We start from the raw sequence: 16808 nt of genomic DNA, 5'->3' as shown, positions 1-16808 counted from the left end.
GGCACAGAACTGGGTCTCCAATGCATGAGCAAAGGAGCCTCACGATGAATGCCCTCACCCCCGCCGTGTCGACGGGACCACTGCCCGCCTCGCGGAAAATCCACAAGCCCGGCGTCCTCTACCCGCAGATCAGGGTGCCGATGCGCGAGATTTCCGTCCATCCGACGGCCGGCGAACCGCCCGTCACCGTCTACGATCCGTCCGGCCCCTACACCGATCCATCAGTCCAAACCAGCATCGAAAAAGGCCTTGCCCGGCTTCGCCACGAATGGGTCACGGCGCGTTGCGATGTCGAAGCCTATGACGGCCGCCACGTCCGGCCGGAAGACAATGGATTCGCCACCGGCGAGCGCCTGACACCGGAATTTCCGATACGCAATCGGCCGCTCAAGGCCAAGCAGGGCAAGGCGGTGACCCAACTTGCCTATGCGCGCGCCGGCATCATCACGCCAGAAATGGAGTTCGTAGCCATCCGCGAGAATCTCGGCCGCGAGGTGATGCGCGGCAAGCTGCAACGCGACGGCGAAGCCTTCGGCGCGGCGATCCCAGATTTCGTCACACCCGAATTCGTGCGCGACGAGGTGGCGCGCGGACGCGCAATCATTCCCGCCAACATCAATCATCCCGAGAGCGAACCGATGATCATCGGGCGAAATTTCCTGGTGAAGATCAACGCCAACATCGGTAACTCGGCTGTCACATCGTCGATGGCCGAAGAGGTCGAAAAGATGGTGTGGGCGATCCGCTGGGGCGCCGATACGGTGATGGACCTGTCGACCGGCCGCAACATCCACAACATCCGCGACTGGATCGTGCGCAATGCACCGGTGCCGATCGGCACGGTGCCGCTCTATCAGGCGCTCGAAAAGGTCGGCGGCATCGCCGAGGACCTCAACTGGGAGGTCTATCGCGACACGCTGATCGAGCAGGCCGAGCAAGGCGTCGACTATTTCACCATCCACGCCGGCGTGCGGCTGCACTACATACCGCTGACCGTCGACCGGGTCACGGGCATCGTCTCGCGCGGCGGCTCGATCATGGCCAAATGGTGCCTGCACCATCACCGGGAGAGCTTCCTCTACGAGCATTTCGAGGAGATCTGCGACATCGCCAGAGCCTATGACGTTTCCTTCTCGCTCGGCGACGGCCTTCGTCCCGGTTCAATCGCCGATGCGAACGACGCGGCGCAATTCGCCGAACTGGAAACACTTGGAGAACTCACCAAGATTGCCTGGGCAAAGGACTGCCAGGTGATGATCGAAGGCCCGGGCCATGTCCCCATGCACAAGATCAGGCAGAACATGGACAAGCAGCTCGCAGTGTGCGGTGAGGCGCCGTTCTACACGTTGGGGCCGCTGACGACCGACATCGCGCCGGGCTATGACCACATCACCTCAGGGATAGGTGCCGCCATGATAGGCTGGTTCGGCACCGCAATGCTTTGCTACGTCACGCCGAAAGAGCATCTCGGCCTTCCCGACCGCAACGACGTCAAGATTGGGGTGATCACTTACAAGATAGCCGCCCATGCAGCCGATCTGGCGAAGGGCCATCCGGCAGCGAAAACCAGGGATGATGCCCTTTCGCGCGCGCGCTTCGAGTTCCGCTGGGAGGACCAGTTCAACCTGTCGCTCGACCCCGAAACCGCACGGTCCTTCCACGACCAGACCTTGCCCAAGGAGGCGCACAAGCTGGCACATTTCTGTTCGATGTGCGGGCCGAAATTCTGCTCCATGCGCATTTCCCACGACATCCGTGCCGAGGCTCAGAAGGAAGGCATGGCGGCAATGGCGGCAAAATACCGGGAGGGCGGCGATCTCTACATGCCGGCGGACGAGACTGGCGTACCGGTCGTGCCGGAGGCTCCCAAACCATCATGAGGGTGCTCGTCAAAGGGGCCGGCGTTGCCGGCCTCACCGTCGCTTTCGAACTCGCCGCCCGCGGCGCGACGGTCACAGTCGCCGAGATGCGGCATGGCCTTGGCGGCAACGCGTCGTGGTTCGCCGGCGGCATGCTGGCGCCATGGTGCGAGCGCGAAAGCGCGGAGCAGCCGGTGCTGGATCTCGGACGCGACGCTGCCGACTGGTGGGATGCGGTGCTGTCGGGTCAGGTGACACGGGCCGGGACATTGGTCGTGGCCGCGCCGCGTGATGCCGGTGAGCTTGACCGGTTCGCCAGTCGCACGTCAGGGCATAGGCGCGTCGATGAAAACGAAATTGCGCTCCTGGAACCCGACCTCGCCGGCCGCTTCCGGCGTGGATTGCTCTTCCCCAACGAGGCTCACCTCGACCCACGCCAGGCGATGGCGGCACTTCATGACAACCTTGCGACCATGGGTGTCAAATTCCACTTCGGCTGCGACGCCCGGCCTGTTTCGGGTTTCGCCCGTCAGATAGACTGCATGGGAATGGCAGCGGCCGATGACAGGCTGCGCGGTGTTCGCGGCGAAATGCTGATCCTTCGCACGCCTGATGTCTCGCTGTCGCGGCCGGTCCGTTTGCTTCATCCACGCTTTCCGCTTTATGCCGTGCCGCGCACCGATCACCGTTTCATGATCGGAGCGACGATGATTGAAAGCCAGAGCGCCGGACCGGTGACGGCGCGTTCCATGATGGAGCTGCTGGGCGCCGCCCATGCCCTCCATCCGGCCTTTGGTGAGGCCGAGATCGTTGAAACCGGTGTGGGTGTCCGTCCGGCATTTCCCGACAATTTGCCACGCGTCGAAACAGACGGTGAGATCATCGCGATCAACGGTCTTTATCGTCACGGTTTTCTCCTCGCCCCCGCCATGGCGCGCCAGGCTGCCGGCCTGGTTTTCAGTCAAGACAGAACCAAGGAGCATGCTCATGAAACTGATGGTCAACGGCGAGGCGCGTGAGATTGCCGCCACCACGCTGGCCGAGTTGCTTGCCGCGCTCGACTATGAGGGCGATTGGCTCGCCACCGCCGTCAACGGCGACCTCGTGCACAAAGCCAACCGCACGGAGTTCCAGTTGAGCGACGGCGACCGGATCGAAATCCTCTCGCCCATGCAGGGCGGCTAGCATGTTGGAGCTTTATGGAACCGAGCTTTCGTCGCGCCTGCTTCTCGGCACCGCTCAATATCCTTCGCCGGCCATCCTTGCCGATGCAGTCAAGGCGTCGGGCACGTCGGTGGTGACCGTCTCGTTGCGGCGTGAGATGGCGGGCGGTAGAGCCGGCGAACAATTCTGGTCGTTGATCCGCTCGCTGGGCGCCAGAATCCTGCCCAATACCGCCGGCTGCCTCTCCGTCAAGGAAGCCGTCACCACCGCGAAAATGGCGCGCGAGGTCTTCGGCACCAACTGGATCAAGCTCGAAGTGATCGGCAATCACGACACGCTACAGCCGGATGTGTTCGGTCTGGTTGAAGCCGCCCGCATCCTGTGCGAGGACGGCTTTGCGGTATTCCCCTATACCACCGACGATCTCGTTGTCGCCGAGCGGCTGCTGGAAACGGGCTGCAAGGTCCTGATGCCGTGGTGCGCACCGATCGGTTCCGCCTTGGGACCGGTCAACATGACGGCGCTGCGCTCGATGCGCGGATATTTCCCTGGCGTCCCGCTGATTGTGGATGCGGGGCTCGGACGGCCGTCGCACGCGGCCACCGTCATGGAACTCGGCTTTGACGCCGTGCTCCTGAACACAGCGGTCGCCAAGGCGGCATATCCGGTCGGCATGGCGCGTGCTTTCGGTAAGGCGGTCGACGCCGGTCGTGAGGCGTTCAGTTCGGGAATGCTCGAACCGCGCGACGTCGCCGTGCCATCGACACCGATGGTCGGCAGGGCCGTTTTTTCATGAAGCTCGATCCCTTTTATCTGATCGTCGACAGCGCTGCCTGGATCGAACGGCTGGTCCCACTCGGAGTCCGGCTTCTGCAACTGCGCATCAAGACCGTGGATGAGGCTGGGTTGCGCGCGGAGATCCGCACCGCGAAGGCCTTGTGTGCTCGATACCAGTGCCAACTCATCGTCAACGACCACTGGCGCCTGGCAATCGAGGAAGGCTGCGACTTCATACATCTCGGCCAGGAGGATTTGCAGACCGCTGACCTCTTGGCGATACGGGCAGCCGGCGTAAGGCTCGGACTGAGCACACATGATCATCAGGAGCTGGAAACGGCGATGGCCGCCGAGCCTGACTACATAGCGCTTGGACCCATCTATCCGACCATCCTGAAGAAGATGAAATGGGCGCCGCAAGGGGTCGAACGGATCAGCGAATGGAAGCGCCAGGTCGCGCCGTTTCAATTGGTCGCCATTGGTGGCCTCAACCCTGAGCGGCTCGACGGTGTCTTTGCGGCTGGCGCGGACAGCGCGGCGGTGGTGACCGACATCACGCTCAACGACGACCCCGAGGCGCGCACGCGAGAATGGATCGAAAAGACGGACCAATGGCGCTGAGGCGAGAACCACATGTGCTTGTCGTCGGTGGATCGGACTCCAGTGGCGGTGCTGGAATTGCACGCGATATCGAGACGATCTCTGCCATTGGCGTGCGCACCTGTCTCGCCGTCACAGCGCTAACGGTGCAAACGCATGACGCCGTGATCGAAATCTATTATTCGCCACCTAGCCTGGTGGCCAATCAGATGTGCGCCGCGCTGCAGGCCAACGACGTGGCCACAATCAAGATCGGCATGCTGGCGACTGCCAAGATCATTGTTGCCGTTGCCGCAGTGCTGCGCAAATTTCCGCATGTCCCCGCAGTACTCGACCCTGTGCTGGCCTCCACCTCAGGCCGCGCACTTCTGCAAGCAGGCGCTATCGCTGCCATGAAGCGCGATCTTATGCCGCTTTGCTGCATTGTCACGCCCAACCTCCCTGAACTGGCGCTCCTTAGTGGCTCCGAACTGGCAGTGGATGAGGACGGAGCGCTCCAACAAGGAAAAAGACTGCTGGCCGCCGGCCCTCAAGCCCTGCTGATCAAGGGTGGGCATGCGTCGGGAACCCGGTCGACCGATATTCTGTTACGCTCCGGGCACGAACCCATCCGCTTCGATGCACCGCGCCTTGCCACATCGATGCGCGGGACAGGTTGCATGCTGGCCAGCGCGATTGCGGCGCATCTGGCGAAGCCGAAGCCGCTCGAAGACAGCGTGCGCGAAGGCAAGCTGTTTGTCTTGGAGAGGCTTCAGAAATGCCGGCTGAATAACCACAGCGTTCTGCGTCCAGCCAAGCAGACCCATTTTCCAGAATTTTTCCCGTAGCGAGACTAGAGAAGGGGCTACTGCTTCTCTATGCCATCCTCACAACGCGTTGAGTTTCTCACTGCCAATTATGCGACTTTCGAGGTGCAAATAGCGAATATCGAGTTCTTAGTGACAGAAACGACCGGAATTGGTTGCGTGGATCACCAGGTCGCTACCGATTGGGTCAGCGACTCAATAGAACGTCACATCTCTGTCCACACTCGAGCTTATTTGCCGCAAACGCGTCGAGCCCCGCGTCAATCGGTCTTATAATAGTATCCGGGGCAGCTCCAAAGCTGTGGCATCGGCTACCCGCCGGCCGTGGCGCTTGCTGTTCGAGCGTCGGACGCCGCCTGCCATTGAACATCTGATGGGCTATTGGGTGGCGGCGACACACTCATCCAGGTGCAACTGGCTTTTTCAACTCGGGAACCAGCAGAAGCCTTCGCTGCGTCGCAACATTTGGATTATGTCGTACAGCCCGATCTTCCAGAGAAAACAAGACCTAACGTTCGAAACCTGTCACGCAACCAACCACCGAATGAAAGATCCAGCGTGCGATCGCAGGGAGGTAAGAATAACCGGTCTGGCTTTCCTATCGCCGGTCCAGGTTAAGACCAACGACGTCGTCACGACATCAACACAGTGCGCGAAGCGCTCGTATTCCTGAATCAGTGGCCAAAAGCGCGTCGGGGACCGGTATTCAGTTGCGCGGTGAGAAGCAGCAACGCAGCGATCGCCGGACAGATGACACCCGAGCAGGCGCGGCAAGCATTGTGGGATTTGCCAGGATTGCCGGCGTGCTGGCCAAATCTGATTTCGTCGTTGGTGGCGACTGATTTAAAGCTGCAGGAAGATCACCGCCGGTAACGCGTTGGCCCGCTGCTCGCCAAGACGGAAAGAACGCCGCCTTGTGAGTTCCAATAATGGGCGATGCGGGAATTGCACATGTCTGTGCCCATCTGTCCGGCCGAAATGCAAATGGCGTCACTGGCGAAGGTCAGCGAACGCGGCACGCAGGGCTGGATTCTTTTGACTTGCGGCAAGCCGACATAGGTGCTGGCTTGATGTCTCGGTCACTGCGACGTGTCATGCCGATTCATTCGTCAGCTACCATGACGATGCGGCGCGTCGCCTGCGATCAGTTGATCGAACCGCGGTGCAATTCGGGACGCTTCGTCGATCCCGACAGTTGCGCAAAGGGAAGCCAAATCAGCGACTAGAGGCAACGTGGCTACGGATTCGAAGGGACCCCGCTGTTGCCGAAGAGGTGACTGGTGGAATGTCAAAGATCACCTCGTGAAAGGCCATTTGGGGCCACCTAATGATAAAGCCGGATGCCGCTATCGGGTCCTGGCACGGGAATGACGGTCCGGCCCTACGGTGGATCGAGTTCGGTTCATGTCGCTTCGCAAGGAGGATGTGTTCCGGCGTCTGCCCGAACCCCTCTTTCTCGCATTCTGCGAGGTTGCGCGATCGGGCCGCTCGGTCTCTGTGCTGATCGCCCCTCCTGTTGCCATCGATCGATTCCGCTTCCGGTGCGCACGCACGTGTCGCGCGTGGCAATCATGCAAGGTCGTGAATCATAGGAGGATGTACATGCTTTTGTCGGATTTCGGCCGCATCGGGTTCGATCCGTTTGTGGAAATGCGGCGCATGCAACAGGAAGTAAACCAGCGTTTGGCCGGGCTGACCGCCAGCGCCGCTCAGGAGTTTCCGCCGATCAATCTTTGGACTGGCGAGGACAGCGTGGCGGTGGCCGCGGAACTGCCGGGGATATCACCTGACGAAATCGGCCTCACGGTGCGCGAGAACATTCTGACATTGAAGGGAACGCGCGAGCCTCGAACGGAGGACGAGAAATCCGTCTGGCACCGCCGTGAGCGCGCCTATGGGACCTTCTCCCGGACAGTGCAATTGCCATTCCGCGTCGACCCGGAACGGGTCGAGGCGCGTTTCGCCAACGGGCTGCTCGAAGTCGAGTTGCACCGGCCGGAGGCGGATCGGCCGAAGAAGATCCAGATCAAGGGATAGAGGGAGGCAAGCATGGCTCAGGAACGCGGATCGGCCGTCGCACCATGCTGCTCAATGCCCGCAAGGTGCTTTACGACCATAGTTCGGCCATCACCATCCTTCTCGCCTTCAATGACATAACGGCCCGTCGTATCATCGAGCGGGAGAAGGAAGAACTGCTCGGTCGCACCGAAGACCTGCTTCGGCAGAAAGACGTCCTGCTGCGCGAGATGGAGCATCGGGTTGCCAACAGCCTGCAGATCATTGCCTCGATCCTGTTGCTGAAGGCACGCTCGGTGACGTCGGAAGAGACGCGCCAGCATCTCAAGGACGCCCATCAGCGCGTTCTGTCCGTGGCCGAGGTGCAACGCCATCTCCACACCTCCGCCGGCGTCGACGAGATCGATGTCGGCTCTTACCTACCGAAATTGTGCAGCAGCCTCGCCTCGTCGATGGTCGGCGAAGCCCAGCCGATCACGGTCACCGTAATGGCCGAAGGCGGCAGGATAGATTCGCAAAGGGCAGTCAGTCTGGGACTAATTGTCACCGAACTCGTGCTCAACGCCATCAAATATGCTTTCCCCAAGAAGAGAACCGGCGCTCGCATCCAGGTGAGCTACGAGACCGCGGGCAGTGACTGGAAACTGACGGTTTCGGACAATGGCGTCGGCAAGATCGCCAACGACGTACCGGCTACCGGACTTGGAACAGCCATCGTCGAAGCACTGGTGAAACAACTGGAGGCCAGGGTGGAGATTATCAGCGATATTGACGGCACCAGCGTGTCGGTCACCCGGGCGACGTTCACCTCGCGCGTGCCGCGAGCGGCGTAAAAACCGTTACTACGATGCTGCCTTCCGGACATCGCCTGATGTCCAGGGGATCTTCTGCCGCCACGGCCTTGTCCCCGGAGCGCAGGACTGCCAGTCGCATCGCATAAGCCGAAACCTCTCAGTCGGTTGAGGGCGCTTCCGATGGCCAAGATCCGCTTTTTTGGCGTTCAGCCGGTGGGACCAAGCTCTGAAGCTGACGCTGCGCAGGTCTTTGCGTGGATGACTCGGTGCGGTCGGTAAACTCGAAGTGGCGGTTGTGTGCGTCAAGTTCTGCAAAATGGGGCGGCCACGATGCTGGTCATGCGGCTTGGCGTAGAGCGAGCTTCTTGTGCTCGCGCAGGTCGTCAATGTTGATGTAGGGCCTCCATCCAGTTTTCGTTGGTTTCGACAGCCGGCGCCCTGACGAGGCGCAGGCAGCTTTCGGCGTTGGGGAAGATGCGCACGACATAGGTGCGCCGGCGGATTTCCTCATTGAGCCGTTCAAGCATGTTGGTGCTCTTGAGATGCTTGTGATGCTGGCGCGGCAGGCAAAAGAAGGTCAGCGTGCGCTCGATGGTCTCCTCCACCGTCGTCCATCTCGGCCTCGAGCACCTCCTGCATCACCGCACGGATCATTTCGTGAAGTCCGTCCGGGTCTGAAAGCAGAATGTCTTTGACGGCAGCGCTGGCGGTCTTACTTTCAATCTTGGTCATGGTGGCGTTCCTTCGCGGGAATCGGCGACATGAACAATCACCAGATCCCATGGCGACGGATGGATAGCGGCGCGTGCTCTGGCAGAGTGACGCTGCTAACAAACACCCCGCGGAGGAACACCATGCATGTAGTGGCCGACCGATCCGAAACTCTGACTGCTATCCGGACTGGTCTGGGCGCAATCTTCGTATCGCTGGAGCTCAGCCGTTCAACCTGGCTGATCTCGTCGTTGTCGCCAGGTGGCGGCGAGAAGTTGTCGAAACACAGTGTCCCCAGTGGTGATTTATCCGCCTTGTTCCGTCGCTTCGATAGCGTGCGAGAGAAGGCAAGAGCACGCATGGGGCCAGACTTCCCCGTCGTCGCTATCCAGGAAGCCGGGCTCGATGGCTCCTGGATCCATCGGGTTCTGAGCAAGGCGGGGATCGAGAGCTACGTCGTTGATCCCGCTTCTATCGCAGTGTCTCGTCGCAGTCGCCGAGCCAAAACCGATAAGATCGATGGTGAAACGCTCGTCTCTCCTTGCCTTCAAGCGAGGCGAACCGCGCATATGTGCAATGGTCAAAGAGCCAACACCGGAGCAGGAGGATCGCCGGCGTATCTGTCGTGAACGCAAGGTACTGACGACCGAACGGGTATATAAAACGCCGCTCACTCAGAATGGTCTCGTCGCCCGAGCCCAGCGGCCGTAGGCGGGATGTTGGTGCAGCCGTGAAGAGCAGCGACCGAATGTGAGGTTGATCTGCTCGGTTACGAGCAGAGTCCTGCAAGTCGGGTTCAACCTGGATCCCATAATCGATATGACAAGCTAATCCCACTTTGACCGGCGCTCAGCACACCTAATTTCGAGCCGCGCCGACCTACACACCCGCTATCGACATGATCCGAGTGGCGGCCTGAACTAGGCCGGCAAACTCATGTTCGTTGGCACTGTTTTTCGCTTGCATCCCGGTTAGGCGGGGACAGACGCCCTACTGCGACGCCTGCCCGGCTTGTCCGTGTCTCGCTCGCCTGACGTTTCGGGTTCGGTCTCAATGATCTCGCCCGCCACCACGGCGCGGGTCCGCTCCAGCATCGCGGGGATGTCCCGCGCGGGCAGCGGGCGGCTGAGCAGGAAGCCCTGCGCCTCGGTGCAGCCTTCTCTTCGGACCCGTTCCAGCTGCTCCACGGTCTCGACGCCCTCGGCGGTGGTCTGCATCCCGAGGCTGTTGCCGAGGCTCGTGACCGCTCGAATGATGGCGACGGAACTGTCGATATCTCCGGCGTCCGTGATGAAGGATTGATCGATCTTGATCTTGTCGAATGGGAACGAGCGCAGATAGCTCAAGCTCGAATATCCGGTTCCGAAGTCGTCCATCGCGATATGAACGCCGAGCATGTGGATATGTTGCAGCATCGAGAGAGTCGCCTGGCTGTTGGCCAGCAGCACTGTCTCGGTGATCTCAAGCTCAAGCCGGCTGGGGGGCAGTCCCGAGATATCCAATGCCTCGACGATGGTGGAGAGCAAGCGCGCGTTGCGAAATTGCGCCGGGCACAGATTGACGGCGACCTTGATGCTACCGGGCCAGCTTGCCGCGTCGAGACAGGCTTGCTTGATAACCCATTCACCGATCGGGACGATGAGGCCGATGTCCTCGGCCAGCGGGATGAATTCTCCCGGGGATACGATGCCGCGCGTCGGGTGATGCCAGCGCAGCAGCGCCTCGAAGCAGCTGACCTCGCCGCGGTCGAGATTGAGGAGCGGTTGGTAGTAGATTTCGAACTGCTGCCGCACCACCGCTTCGCGCAGGTCGAGTTCGAGAAACCGCCGCGCCTGCATGCGCGCATCCATTTCCGGTTCGAAGAACCTGTAGGTTCCGCGGCCTTCCGCCTTCGCCCGGTAGAGCGCCATGTCGCCGGTCTTGAGAAGTTGGTCGGCGTCAATGCCATCGTCCGGCGCGATCGAGATGCCGATGCTGGCGCTGATCATAACCCCGTGGCCATCGACGACATAAGGTGCGCTCAGCCCATCAATGACCCGTTGGGCAAGAGCTGTCGCCTCGACCGGCTGATCAACCGCGGTTTGAATGATCACGAACTCATCGCCGCCGAGCCTTGCCACGGTGTCGCCTTCACGGGCCACCTGTTTCAGTCTGGCGGCGACCTCCTTCAGCAAGGCGTCGCCAACCGGGTGCCCCAGCGTGTCGTTGACCATCTTGAAATGATCGAGATCGAGGCAGTGGAAAGCAATCTTGCTACCATCACGCCGCATCTCGACCAAAGCCTCCTCGGCGCGTTCGCGGAACAATATGCGATTTGGAAGCTCGGTAAGTCCGTCGTGGCGCGCCATGTATGAAATCTTGGCTTCGCTCCGCCGCAAGTCGGTCACGTCATGGTGAGTGGCAAGCCACCCGCCGCCCGGCAGTGGCTGATGGATGAGGTCGATGGTGCGTCCGTCCCTGAGTTCCACCAGGCTCACCGTCCGCTCTGCGCGATCGATGGTCTCCGTCAGCTGCTGCACATACTTTTCCGGGTCATGGCCGGCATAGAGGCCCGCCGCGATCCGGAACCGCATCAAATCGATCCACGGCGTGCCGGGACGAGTCAGGGGCTCCGGCACATGGTAGAGATCGGCGTAGCTTTGGTTGCACAGAACCAGCCGCCTCTCCGCATCGAACATGCAAAGCCCTACGGGCATATTGGCGGCGGCCGCGGCCAATTGCTGCCGCTCCAGCTCGGCTTCTCGGGCCAAGGCATCGCTGCGCTCCAGGCTGGCCCGGTAGCCGGCAAAGGCCGAGAACAGCACTCCAACCTCGTCCTGCCGATCCCTTTTCAGCGCAATGAGACTCGAACGGCGCTCGCCCTGCGCCAAGCAACGCATCGCCTCGGTCACGGCGAGGATCGGCTTGCTGACATTGTGGCGTATCCAGGCGACAAGCCCACCAAGACACCCGGCGGCAAAAAGAACTGCCAGCCAAGTCAATCTTTGCGCAACGGTGTAGGTCCTGTCCGCCATCACCGCCGCGGCCGTGCTGCGCTCGTTGGTGAGGGCCAGCAGGTCGTCCAATCGCTGCGTGGCGGCGGCAACGGTCGGGAGCGATACCGTCTCGAACTCCTTGACAGCCATTGTTCGCCCTCCTGTTTCGAGGAGCGGGAAAATCGATGTCAGGGAATCTTCGTAGGCCGTCCATAGGTTGACGAACTGGTCGAACAGCTGCTGCTCGGCCAGCGATCCGGCACTCCGGCGATAGGCGCGCCGACCTTGCAGTATTTCGTCGCTTTCCCTCGCCATCTCCTTCTCAATGCCGGCTATCTGCGCAGCCTCGGCAGTGCGCACGCGCAACGTCGCATAGAGCTGGTGTTCCGCGAGGTTGCGCTTCATCTCGCCGACGATCTGGACCTGGGGCAACCAAACGCTGGTGATCTCGCTCGTGACCTTGTTGAGTGATCGCAGTTGCGCGACCCCAAATACTCCCACGGCCACGACGCACAGCAGCGCCAGCCCAAAGCCCAACGAGAGCTTGGTCCCGACGCTAATGTCCTTTAGCCCTCTCATCTAGAAAACTGCAAACGCAAGACCAGTCCTCGTCAAATAGCATCGAGCTTTAGCGAATAGTAAAAGTATTCCTAGTGTCGCGTCTAAGGTATTAATGCTGGCTTAAGACTGCGTAATCCCCTAGAGGATCGACCAAACCACGTTGTAAAAGGCCGGCGGATGAAGCTCACCGATTTCCATATGATCCGATGACGGGCCTACAATGAGATCGAGGTGCTCGCACCTAGTCTTGGAAGCCGCTTGCAGCTTCTTTCACCGCACCGTGGGATCGGCCTTCGATCCCCTTCGAATGTAGCGAGGCCAGCCCATATTATGCACGACGATGGGGCTTTGAGGCTGGCAGTCGAATCTATGATCGGCAGTGTTCATCAGCCGAGGAAGGAGCGCCGCGGCGCGCGCCGAGGCGGTGCGCGAACTCGAGCGTGATCGCCGAGATCGAGGCGAAGGAGCCGCTCGAAGCGCTCGACACCTTCATGGCGCAGAACGCATCGATGATCCAGGCCCAGCATGCAGCCTCCAGCTTCGATGTCCATCGGGTCCTTCAGGCCATGGACCACGAGCCGAGACCGCCGCAAGGCGATGCCGGACTGATGCGGCTGCCGGTGGTCGACATGCAAGGCCGGCCGCTGGCCAGCGAAGCCGAGTTGCGCTATTCCATTTTCCACCGCTTGACCTCGGGCGCGGTGAAGGTGGTGGCGGTGCAGCTAAAGGGAACTCCGACTGGAGCCATGCTGACACGCACGTTCACCGTGGAGGGCGTGCCCTACCGCATGGACCTGTTCGGCGGCAGCAAACTGAAGCCGCCGCAAAAGAGCCTGAACCAGCTTGCCTCTCACCTGCCTTTCACGGCCGCAGAGGCCCCAAGCGGCAAGCTTTTGGCGATCCCCTATGCCGAGACGGCTCCGGGTACGGCCTTTGAGCAGCTGTCGCGGGCCTGGGCGCCGTTCAAGGAAGCCTATTACTATACCCAGCGCCGCGGATTTGCCGCGCCGCCGGGCATCCCCGACATTGGCCCCCATGATTATGCGCTGGAAGGGTGCTTCAAGCTGTCCCTTCTGCCCGACCATCCCGCAGGCGCAGTGCATCCCTTCCGGTTCGAGGGGCGAGACGGCGAGATCGCCTTGCGGCCGCATGACGGCTGCGGCTTCATTAGGGCCTCACTGGCCGAGCGCATGCCGTCCATTGCCCGGGCTCGCCACGACGCTCCCGAGCGGATGCCTGCCTATGCCGATAAAAGGCAATCGGCGGTACCGCCCTCGGCGCTGCAACATTATCCGCGTAGCGTCGAGGTAGCACAGGAGACCCGCGAGAAGGCTCAGGCTTGGCTCGAAACCCATCAAAGCCTCACCGCCGAGGAGCTGTTCCGGACGGTCACGGGCGGGCATATCGAGGGTTCGAGCGCTATCGCCGTGCCGTCCAGCGACGAATGCCTGCATGTGCCGACGGGCAAGAGCAAGACCTTGACCCGTGACGCTGGCGTGCTTGTCGGACGCTCCCCCTATGACAAGCCCAACCTGCGCCCGTTCGCCGCCGACCGGGTCAGGTCGGCGCGCGATGGCGACCGGACCGCGGCGTTCCTGGATCGGTGCGTGGCCTTCCAATATAGCTTCAACTTCGCGCACAGGTCGGGGGCTGGGCTTGCCGCCGACGATCCGACCTTCTTTGCCAAAGGCATCTTGATCGTTGTGCCCGACGAAATGTGGCCGGCGGACTTCGCCGAGCGCGGGGTCGTGATGTCTGCCGAGGACGTAAAGTGCCATTCGTACTGGCTGGAGGAAAAGGACCGGGTCAAGGCCGACACCGCGCTCGAGTGCGTCGGCATCCTGCAGGCGACGGAGGTGTTCGCGCCCGGCTCTTTGGTTGCGGTTCCAAGCGTCGAACAAAAAATGCTCGACGGCGATTTTGATGGCGACACCGTCGTCATCATTGGCGACCAGCCTCGCCTTTACGAGCATGTGCGCCAGTTCGACGCGCAGCTGCAGGCGCGCGGCATCGCCTCGATGAAGCCGCCGAAGTCGCACACGCCGGCCATTGAGAAAAGCGGCTACCAGTTCACCCGGTCCAAGCAGATCCTGTCGGCCACCGGGCTGGTGCTGGAGACCTACAGCTGCCTGCAGCGCAACGTGCTGGCGCAGCCGCTGGAGGCGCAACGCTGGTTTGCCGAGCGTGCCATCTTCGGCACCTACGAGGGCATTCATAATGAGCTCAAGGCCGACATCCGCGCACTGTTGCAGGAAGATCGGCCGGATGGCCAGGCCCTCCATGAGCTCATCGCCAGGGCGAGGGAAGACAGCAAGGCCGCCAGGCATCCGGTGGCCTGCGAACTGGCCGCGTTGTTAGTGGCCGAGCTCCAGGACTGGAACCTGCAGCTCAATAGCGAGCCGGCTCATGAGCAGTCGGAAGTCAAGCTGCATGAAAGCGCCATCAATCTGTTGAGCGTCGGCATCAAGGTCGGCACTGACGCCTACAAGTCCGATACCGGTGCGCGGGTGTTCATGCAAAAAACCACCGAATTGCAGCGGCTCTTGGAGCAGAGGCCGGGCTTCAAGTCGGCGCCATATGTCAAGGCGCAGGCGGCAAAGCTCCACCAGGGCCGGTTCGACGTCGATGGCAGCCTGGCGGATCTGAAGGACAACCCCACGCTGGCGGCATCGGTCATGGAGGCCTCGATCAGACTCGCCGTCGAAAAGCGCATTCTGCTCAGCGCCTTAGCAATCTCGGCCGAAGACGACCGCGCCAGCACGATAACGCTGAGCAGCGAACAGGCCCTTGAGCGGGCCAGGCTCGAAGCCGCCCCCGCCGAAGCGCAAGAAAGCGCGATTACCAAAAATTGTGCATGCGGTTGCCGAGCTTTTGCGGCAGGACGGCATCGAGGTGAAGGTGCCGCATCTTGACCAACGGTCGGGCGGGCAGGTCTGGATAGCCGACGAGTTGACCGGCCAGAGCGTGAGCACGGCGCCGGAGGCCCAACTGGTCACCAATGCCGTGCGCCATGTCTTCGAGATCCCGGACGAGGCTTTTACGCGCGCCTTCAGGAAGGCGGCACTGGCCTTCGAGGAGCGGGACTGCAGCGAGGTCGAGACCACCAACTGGGTCATCAGGATGGACAGGCCGCGGTTACGCGGCGTTCACACGGCGTTCAGAACCGCGCAGAACTATCGCTTCGAGGTCGAGTTCCCTACGCCGGCCAGTTATCGGGCCGAGCTCGCGCACCGCGCGCAGAGCTCACAGCTAGTCCCCATTCCCCGTGGTGCCTGGGAGATATTACACTGGGACTCGTCAGGAGAAAGCAGGTCGAGGGCGGCAGGGACCTCCAGGTCGCCCATCGTCGCAAGACAACAGATTGCGGTCGCTCGCTCGCCGCAAGCCGGCGAGATCCTCGCGGCCCTCGGTACGCGGCCGGTCGTGCTCGTCGGCATGCCGGCGAGCGGCAAGTCGACCATCGGCGCCCAGCTTGCCAAGGAGTTGGGGGTGGAGTTTGTCGACATCGATAAGCATATCGTCGCCGATCACGGCAATCTGATGGAGATGTTCGCCGACCCTGGCCGTGGCGAGGCGCACTTCAGGGACCTGGAGACCAAAGAGCTCGCCAAGCAGCTGGAGAGAGGCCCCATCGTCATCGCAACCGGCGGCGGCTGCTTTGGCAAGGAGTCCAATCAAGCCCTGATTCTTAATAAGGCGAGGTCGATCTGGCTCGACACCCGAGCTGAAAGAGCTCCGCAGGCGCCTCGAGAGGGACACCAGCCGGCCGCTGCTGCAAGGCGCCGACATCGAGCAGAAGGTTGACCAGCTGTACGAAGAGCGCAGTCCGTTCTACCAAAAGGCCGATATCAGGTTGCCCCTCGTCCCGCCCTTTCAAAAAGACAAGAAGGACGCCCGCATTTGCGTGAAGGAACTCTACGCTTTCCTGTGCAGCGACAGAGAAGCCGCTCTGCCCGCTGCCGAGATATCACATGTCTCCGGTGCTTCCGGCACCGCCATCAGCATGTCCCCAACAGCTCAGCGCATGCACGATGATCATCACAACGGCTACGATTGCGGGGGCGGCGTCGTGGAAACCATCCAGGCGCCGGCGGCACTATTGAGTGAAAGGGAACGGCCGCCGCTCCTCGACACCCTCACCGCCGACCCGCAGCCTTTGCTGGCCGGCAATAACGCACGAGCGAATTTAGCGTCTTCCACGAGAAGCAGGGAACGCTCAAGTCGAGGACGATAGCTTAGGCGTCGCAGGTTTGGTGCAGGGTGCGGGTTCGCACCGAATGCTAATAAAAGTGGGAAACGCATGCATAAGTCGTGAGAAGCCTGATGGCCGAGTTGATCCGGCCTGGATGACACAAACGTACAAAGACGAACCGCCGGTGCCGGGTCGCGCGCCAAATCCTGGTGATCGACCGGAAAGGATCAGCTCCGAGTCTAAACGGCATCGTCAACTTAATGAAGCGCGGATACTATGACAGAGTGACCCAATCCACCGCCGCGCCATTGCGTCGGTTTCGACAGATAAGATGGATTGGGCAGGCGAGCTCA

Annotated in this window: 14 protein-coding genes and 3 pseudogenes; 13 read left to right on the top strand and 4 right to left on the bottom strand. The window is 61.4% G+C overall.

Translation table 11 applies throughout. The features are described 5' to 3' along the window. Positions 1 to 44 precede the first annotated feature (44 nt). The 9 genes and pseudogenes from thiC to EJ074_RS17840 all read left to right on the top strand — a co-directional run. The gene (gene thiC, locus EJ074_RS17885; protein WP_126063809.1) at positions 45 to 1880 is read left to right on the top strand and encodes a phosphomethylpyrimidine synthase ThiC; all 1836 of its coding nucleotides are present in this window, start codon (positions 45 to 47) and stop codon (positions 1878 to 1880) included. Beyond that, on the top strand, positions 1877 to 2878 hold the full coding sequence (gene thiO / locus EJ074_RS17880) for a glycine oxidase ThiO (RefSeq protein WP_126057621.1): 1002 nt from the start codon (positions 1877 to 1879) through the stop codon (positions 2876 to 2878). The genes thiC and thiO overlap by 4 nt, the downstream gene beginning before the upstream one ends. Beyond that, positions 2847 to 3044: a sulfur carrier protein ThiS gene (thiS, locus tag EJ074_RS17875; protein WP_126057620.1), complete on the top strand. Its 198-nt coding sequence runs from the start codon at positions 2847 to 2849 to the stop codon at positions 3042 to 3044. The genes thiO and thiS overlap by 32 nt, the downstream gene beginning before the upstream one ends. A 1-nt stretch (position 3045) precedes the next feature. Beyond that, complete coding sequence (locus EJ074_RS17870; RefSeq protein WP_126057619.1) at positions 3046 to 3819, top strand: thiazole synthase; 774 nt, start codon at positions 3046 to 3048, stop codon at positions 3817 to 3819. Next, the gene (locus EJ074_RS17865; protein ID WP_126057618.1) at positions 3816 to 4421 is read left to right on the top strand and encodes a thiamine phosphate synthase; all 606 of its coding nucleotides are present in this window, start codon (positions 3816 to 3818) and stop codon (positions 4419 to 4421) included. The genes EJ074_RS17870 and EJ074_RS17865 overlap by 4 nt, the downstream gene beginning before the upstream one ends. Next, entirely contained in the window at positions 4412 to 5227 is an 816-nt protein-coding gene (locus EJ074_RS17860) for a hydroxymethylpyrimidine/phosphomethylpyrimidine kinase (protein ID WP_126057617.1), read from the top strand. The genes EJ074_RS17865 and EJ074_RS17860 overlap by 10 nt, the downstream gene beginning before the upstream one ends. Before the next feature lie 627 nt (positions 5228 to 5854). Next, on the top strand, positions 5855 to 6079 hold the full coding sequence (locus EJ074_RS17850) for a DUF982 domain-containing protein (RefSeq protein ID WP_245454712.1): 225 nt from the start codon (positions 5855 to 5857) through the stop codon (positions 6077 to 6079). Between the two features lie 531 nt (positions 6080 to 6610). After that, positions 6611 to 7243 (top strand): Hsp20/alpha crystallin family protein, encoded by a 633-nt coding sequence (locus EJ074_RS17845; protein WP_126057616.1) that lies wholly within the window; start codon positions 6611 to 6613, stop codon positions 7241 to 7243. Between the two features lie 29 nt (positions 7244 to 7272). Then, a pseudogene (locus EJ074_RS17840) lies at positions 7273 to 8055 on the top strand (sensor histidine kinase); the annotation flags it as partial. Between the two features lie 298 nt (positions 8056 to 8353). Here the strand turns inward: EJ074_RS17840 and EJ074_RS17835 are convergent. Together EJ074_RS17835 and EJ074_RS17830 are read right to left on the bottom strand one after the other, a co-directional pair. Further along, a pseudogene (locus tag EJ074_RS17835) lies at positions 8354 to 8636 on the bottom strand (transposase); the annotation flags it as partial. Next, entirely contained in the window at positions 8536 to 8748 is a 213-nt protein-coding gene (locus EJ074_RS17830; protein ID WP_126057615.1) for a hypothetical protein, read from the bottom strand. The pseudogene EJ074_RS17835 and the gene EJ074_RS17830, both read right to left, overlap by 101 nt. 122 nt (positions 8749 to 8870) lie before the next feature. On the opposite strand from EJ074_RS17830, the pseudogene EJ074_RS29735 reads away from it, so the two are divergent. After that, positions 8871 to 9384 (top strand): annotated as a pseudogene (locus tag EJ074_RS29735) (transposase); the annotation flags it as partial. A gap of 314 nt (positions 9385 to 9698) precedes the next feature. On the opposite strand, the gene EJ074_RS17820 reads toward EJ074_RS29735, so the two are convergent. Beyond that, positions 9699 to 12281 (bottom strand): EAL domain-containing protein, encoded by a 2583-nt coding sequence (locus EJ074_RS17820; RefSeq protein ID WP_126057614.1) that lies wholly within the window; start codon positions 12279 to 12281, stop codon positions 9699 to 9701. Between the two features lie 368 nt (positions 12282 to 12649). Then, on the bottom strand, positions 12650 to 12814 hold the full coding sequence (locus tag EJ074_RS30255; protein WP_245454711.1) for a hypothetical protein: 165 nt from the start codon (positions 12812 to 12814) through the stop codon (positions 12650 to 12652). 57 nt (positions 12815 to 12871) lie between these two features. Here EJ074_RS30255 and EJ074_RS30250 point away from each other — a divergent pair, with 57 nt between their 5' ends. The 3 genes from EJ074_RS30250 to EJ074_RS30240 are packed head-to-tail and all read left to right on the top strand — an operon-like array spanning position 12872 to position 16497. Then, positions 12872 to 15175, top strand: coding sequence for a hypothetical protein (locus tag EJ074_RS30250; protein ID WP_245454710.1), 2304 nt, complete (start codon positions 12872 to 12874; stop codon positions 15173 to 15175). Then, positions 15156 to 16067 (top strand): shikimate kinase, encoded by a 912-nt coding sequence (locus EJ074_RS30245; RefSeq protein ID WP_245454709.1) that lies wholly within the window; start codon positions 15156 to 15158, stop codon positions 16065 to 16067. Before EJ074_RS30250 ends, EJ074_RS30245 begins: the two co-directional genes overlap by 20 nt. Further along, positions 15955 to 16497 (top strand): shikimate kinase, encoded by a 543-nt coding sequence (locus EJ074_RS30240; protein ID WP_306462658.1) that lies wholly within the window; start codon positions 15955 to 15957, stop codon positions 16495 to 16497. Before EJ074_RS30245 ends, EJ074_RS30240 begins: the two co-directional genes overlap by 113 nt. The last annotated feature ends 311 nt before the right edge of the window (positions 16498 to 16808 follow it).

The sequence above is a fragment of the Mesorhizobium sp. M3A.F.Ca.ET.080.04.2.1 genome (assembly GCF_003952525.1).
Classification (GTDB): Bacteria; Pseudomonadota; Alphaproteobacteria; order Rhizobiales; family Rhizobiaceae; genus Mesorhizobium.
Note: the sequence above shows the minus strand (reverse complement) of the source record. Positions and strands in the feature narration are given on the sequence as shown.

What these genes read in the sequence shown, in the direction of transcription:
- thiC (WP_126063809.1), top strand. Translation starts at nt 45, where the DNA reads ATGAATGCCCTCACCCCCGCCGTGTCGACGGGACCACTGCCCGCCTCG.
- thiO (WP_126057621.1), top strand. Translation starts at nt 1,877, where the DNA reads ATGAGGGTGCTCGTCAAAGGGGCCGGCGTTGCCGGCCTCACCGTCGCT.
- thiS (WP_126057620.1), top strand. Translation starts at nt 2,847, where the DNA reads ATGAAACTGATGGTCAACGGCGAGGCGCGTGAGATTGCCGCCACCACG.
- EJ074_RS17870 (WP_126057619.1), top strand. Translation starts at nt 3,046, where the DNA reads ATGTTGGAGCTTTATGGAACCGAGCTTTCGTCGCGCCTGCTTCTCGGC.
- EJ074_RS17865 (WP_126057618.1), top strand. Translation starts at nt 3,816, where the DNA reads ATGAAGCTCGATCCCTTTTATCTGATCGTCGACAGCGCTGCCTGGATC.
- EJ074_RS17860 (WP_126057617.1), top strand. Translation starts at nt 4,412, where the DNA reads ATGGCGCTGAGGCGAGAACCACATGTGCTTGTCGTCGGTGGATCGGAC.
- EJ074_RS17845 (WP_126057616.1), top strand. Translation starts at nt 6,611, where the DNA reads ATGTCGCTTCGCAAGGAGGATGTGTTCCGGCGTCTGCCCGAACCCCTC.
- EJ074_RS17830 (WP_126057615.1), bottom strand. Translation starts at nt 8,748, where the DNA reads ATGACCAAGATTGAAAGTAAGACCGCCAGCGCTGCCGTCAAAGACATT.
- EJ074_RS17820 (WP_126057614.1), bottom strand. Translation starts at nt 12,281, where the DNA reads ATGAGAGGGCTAAAGGACATTAGCGTCGGGACCAAGCTCTCGTTGGGC.
- EJ074_RS30255 (WP_245454711.1), bottom strand. Translation starts at nt 12,814, where the DNA reads ATGGACATCGAAGCTGGAGGCTGCATGCTGGGCCTGGATCATCGATGC.
- EJ074_RS30250 (WP_245454710.1), top strand. Translation starts at nt 12,872, where the DNA reads ATGCGGCTGCCGGTGGTCGACATGCAAGGCCGGCCGCTGGCCAGCGAA.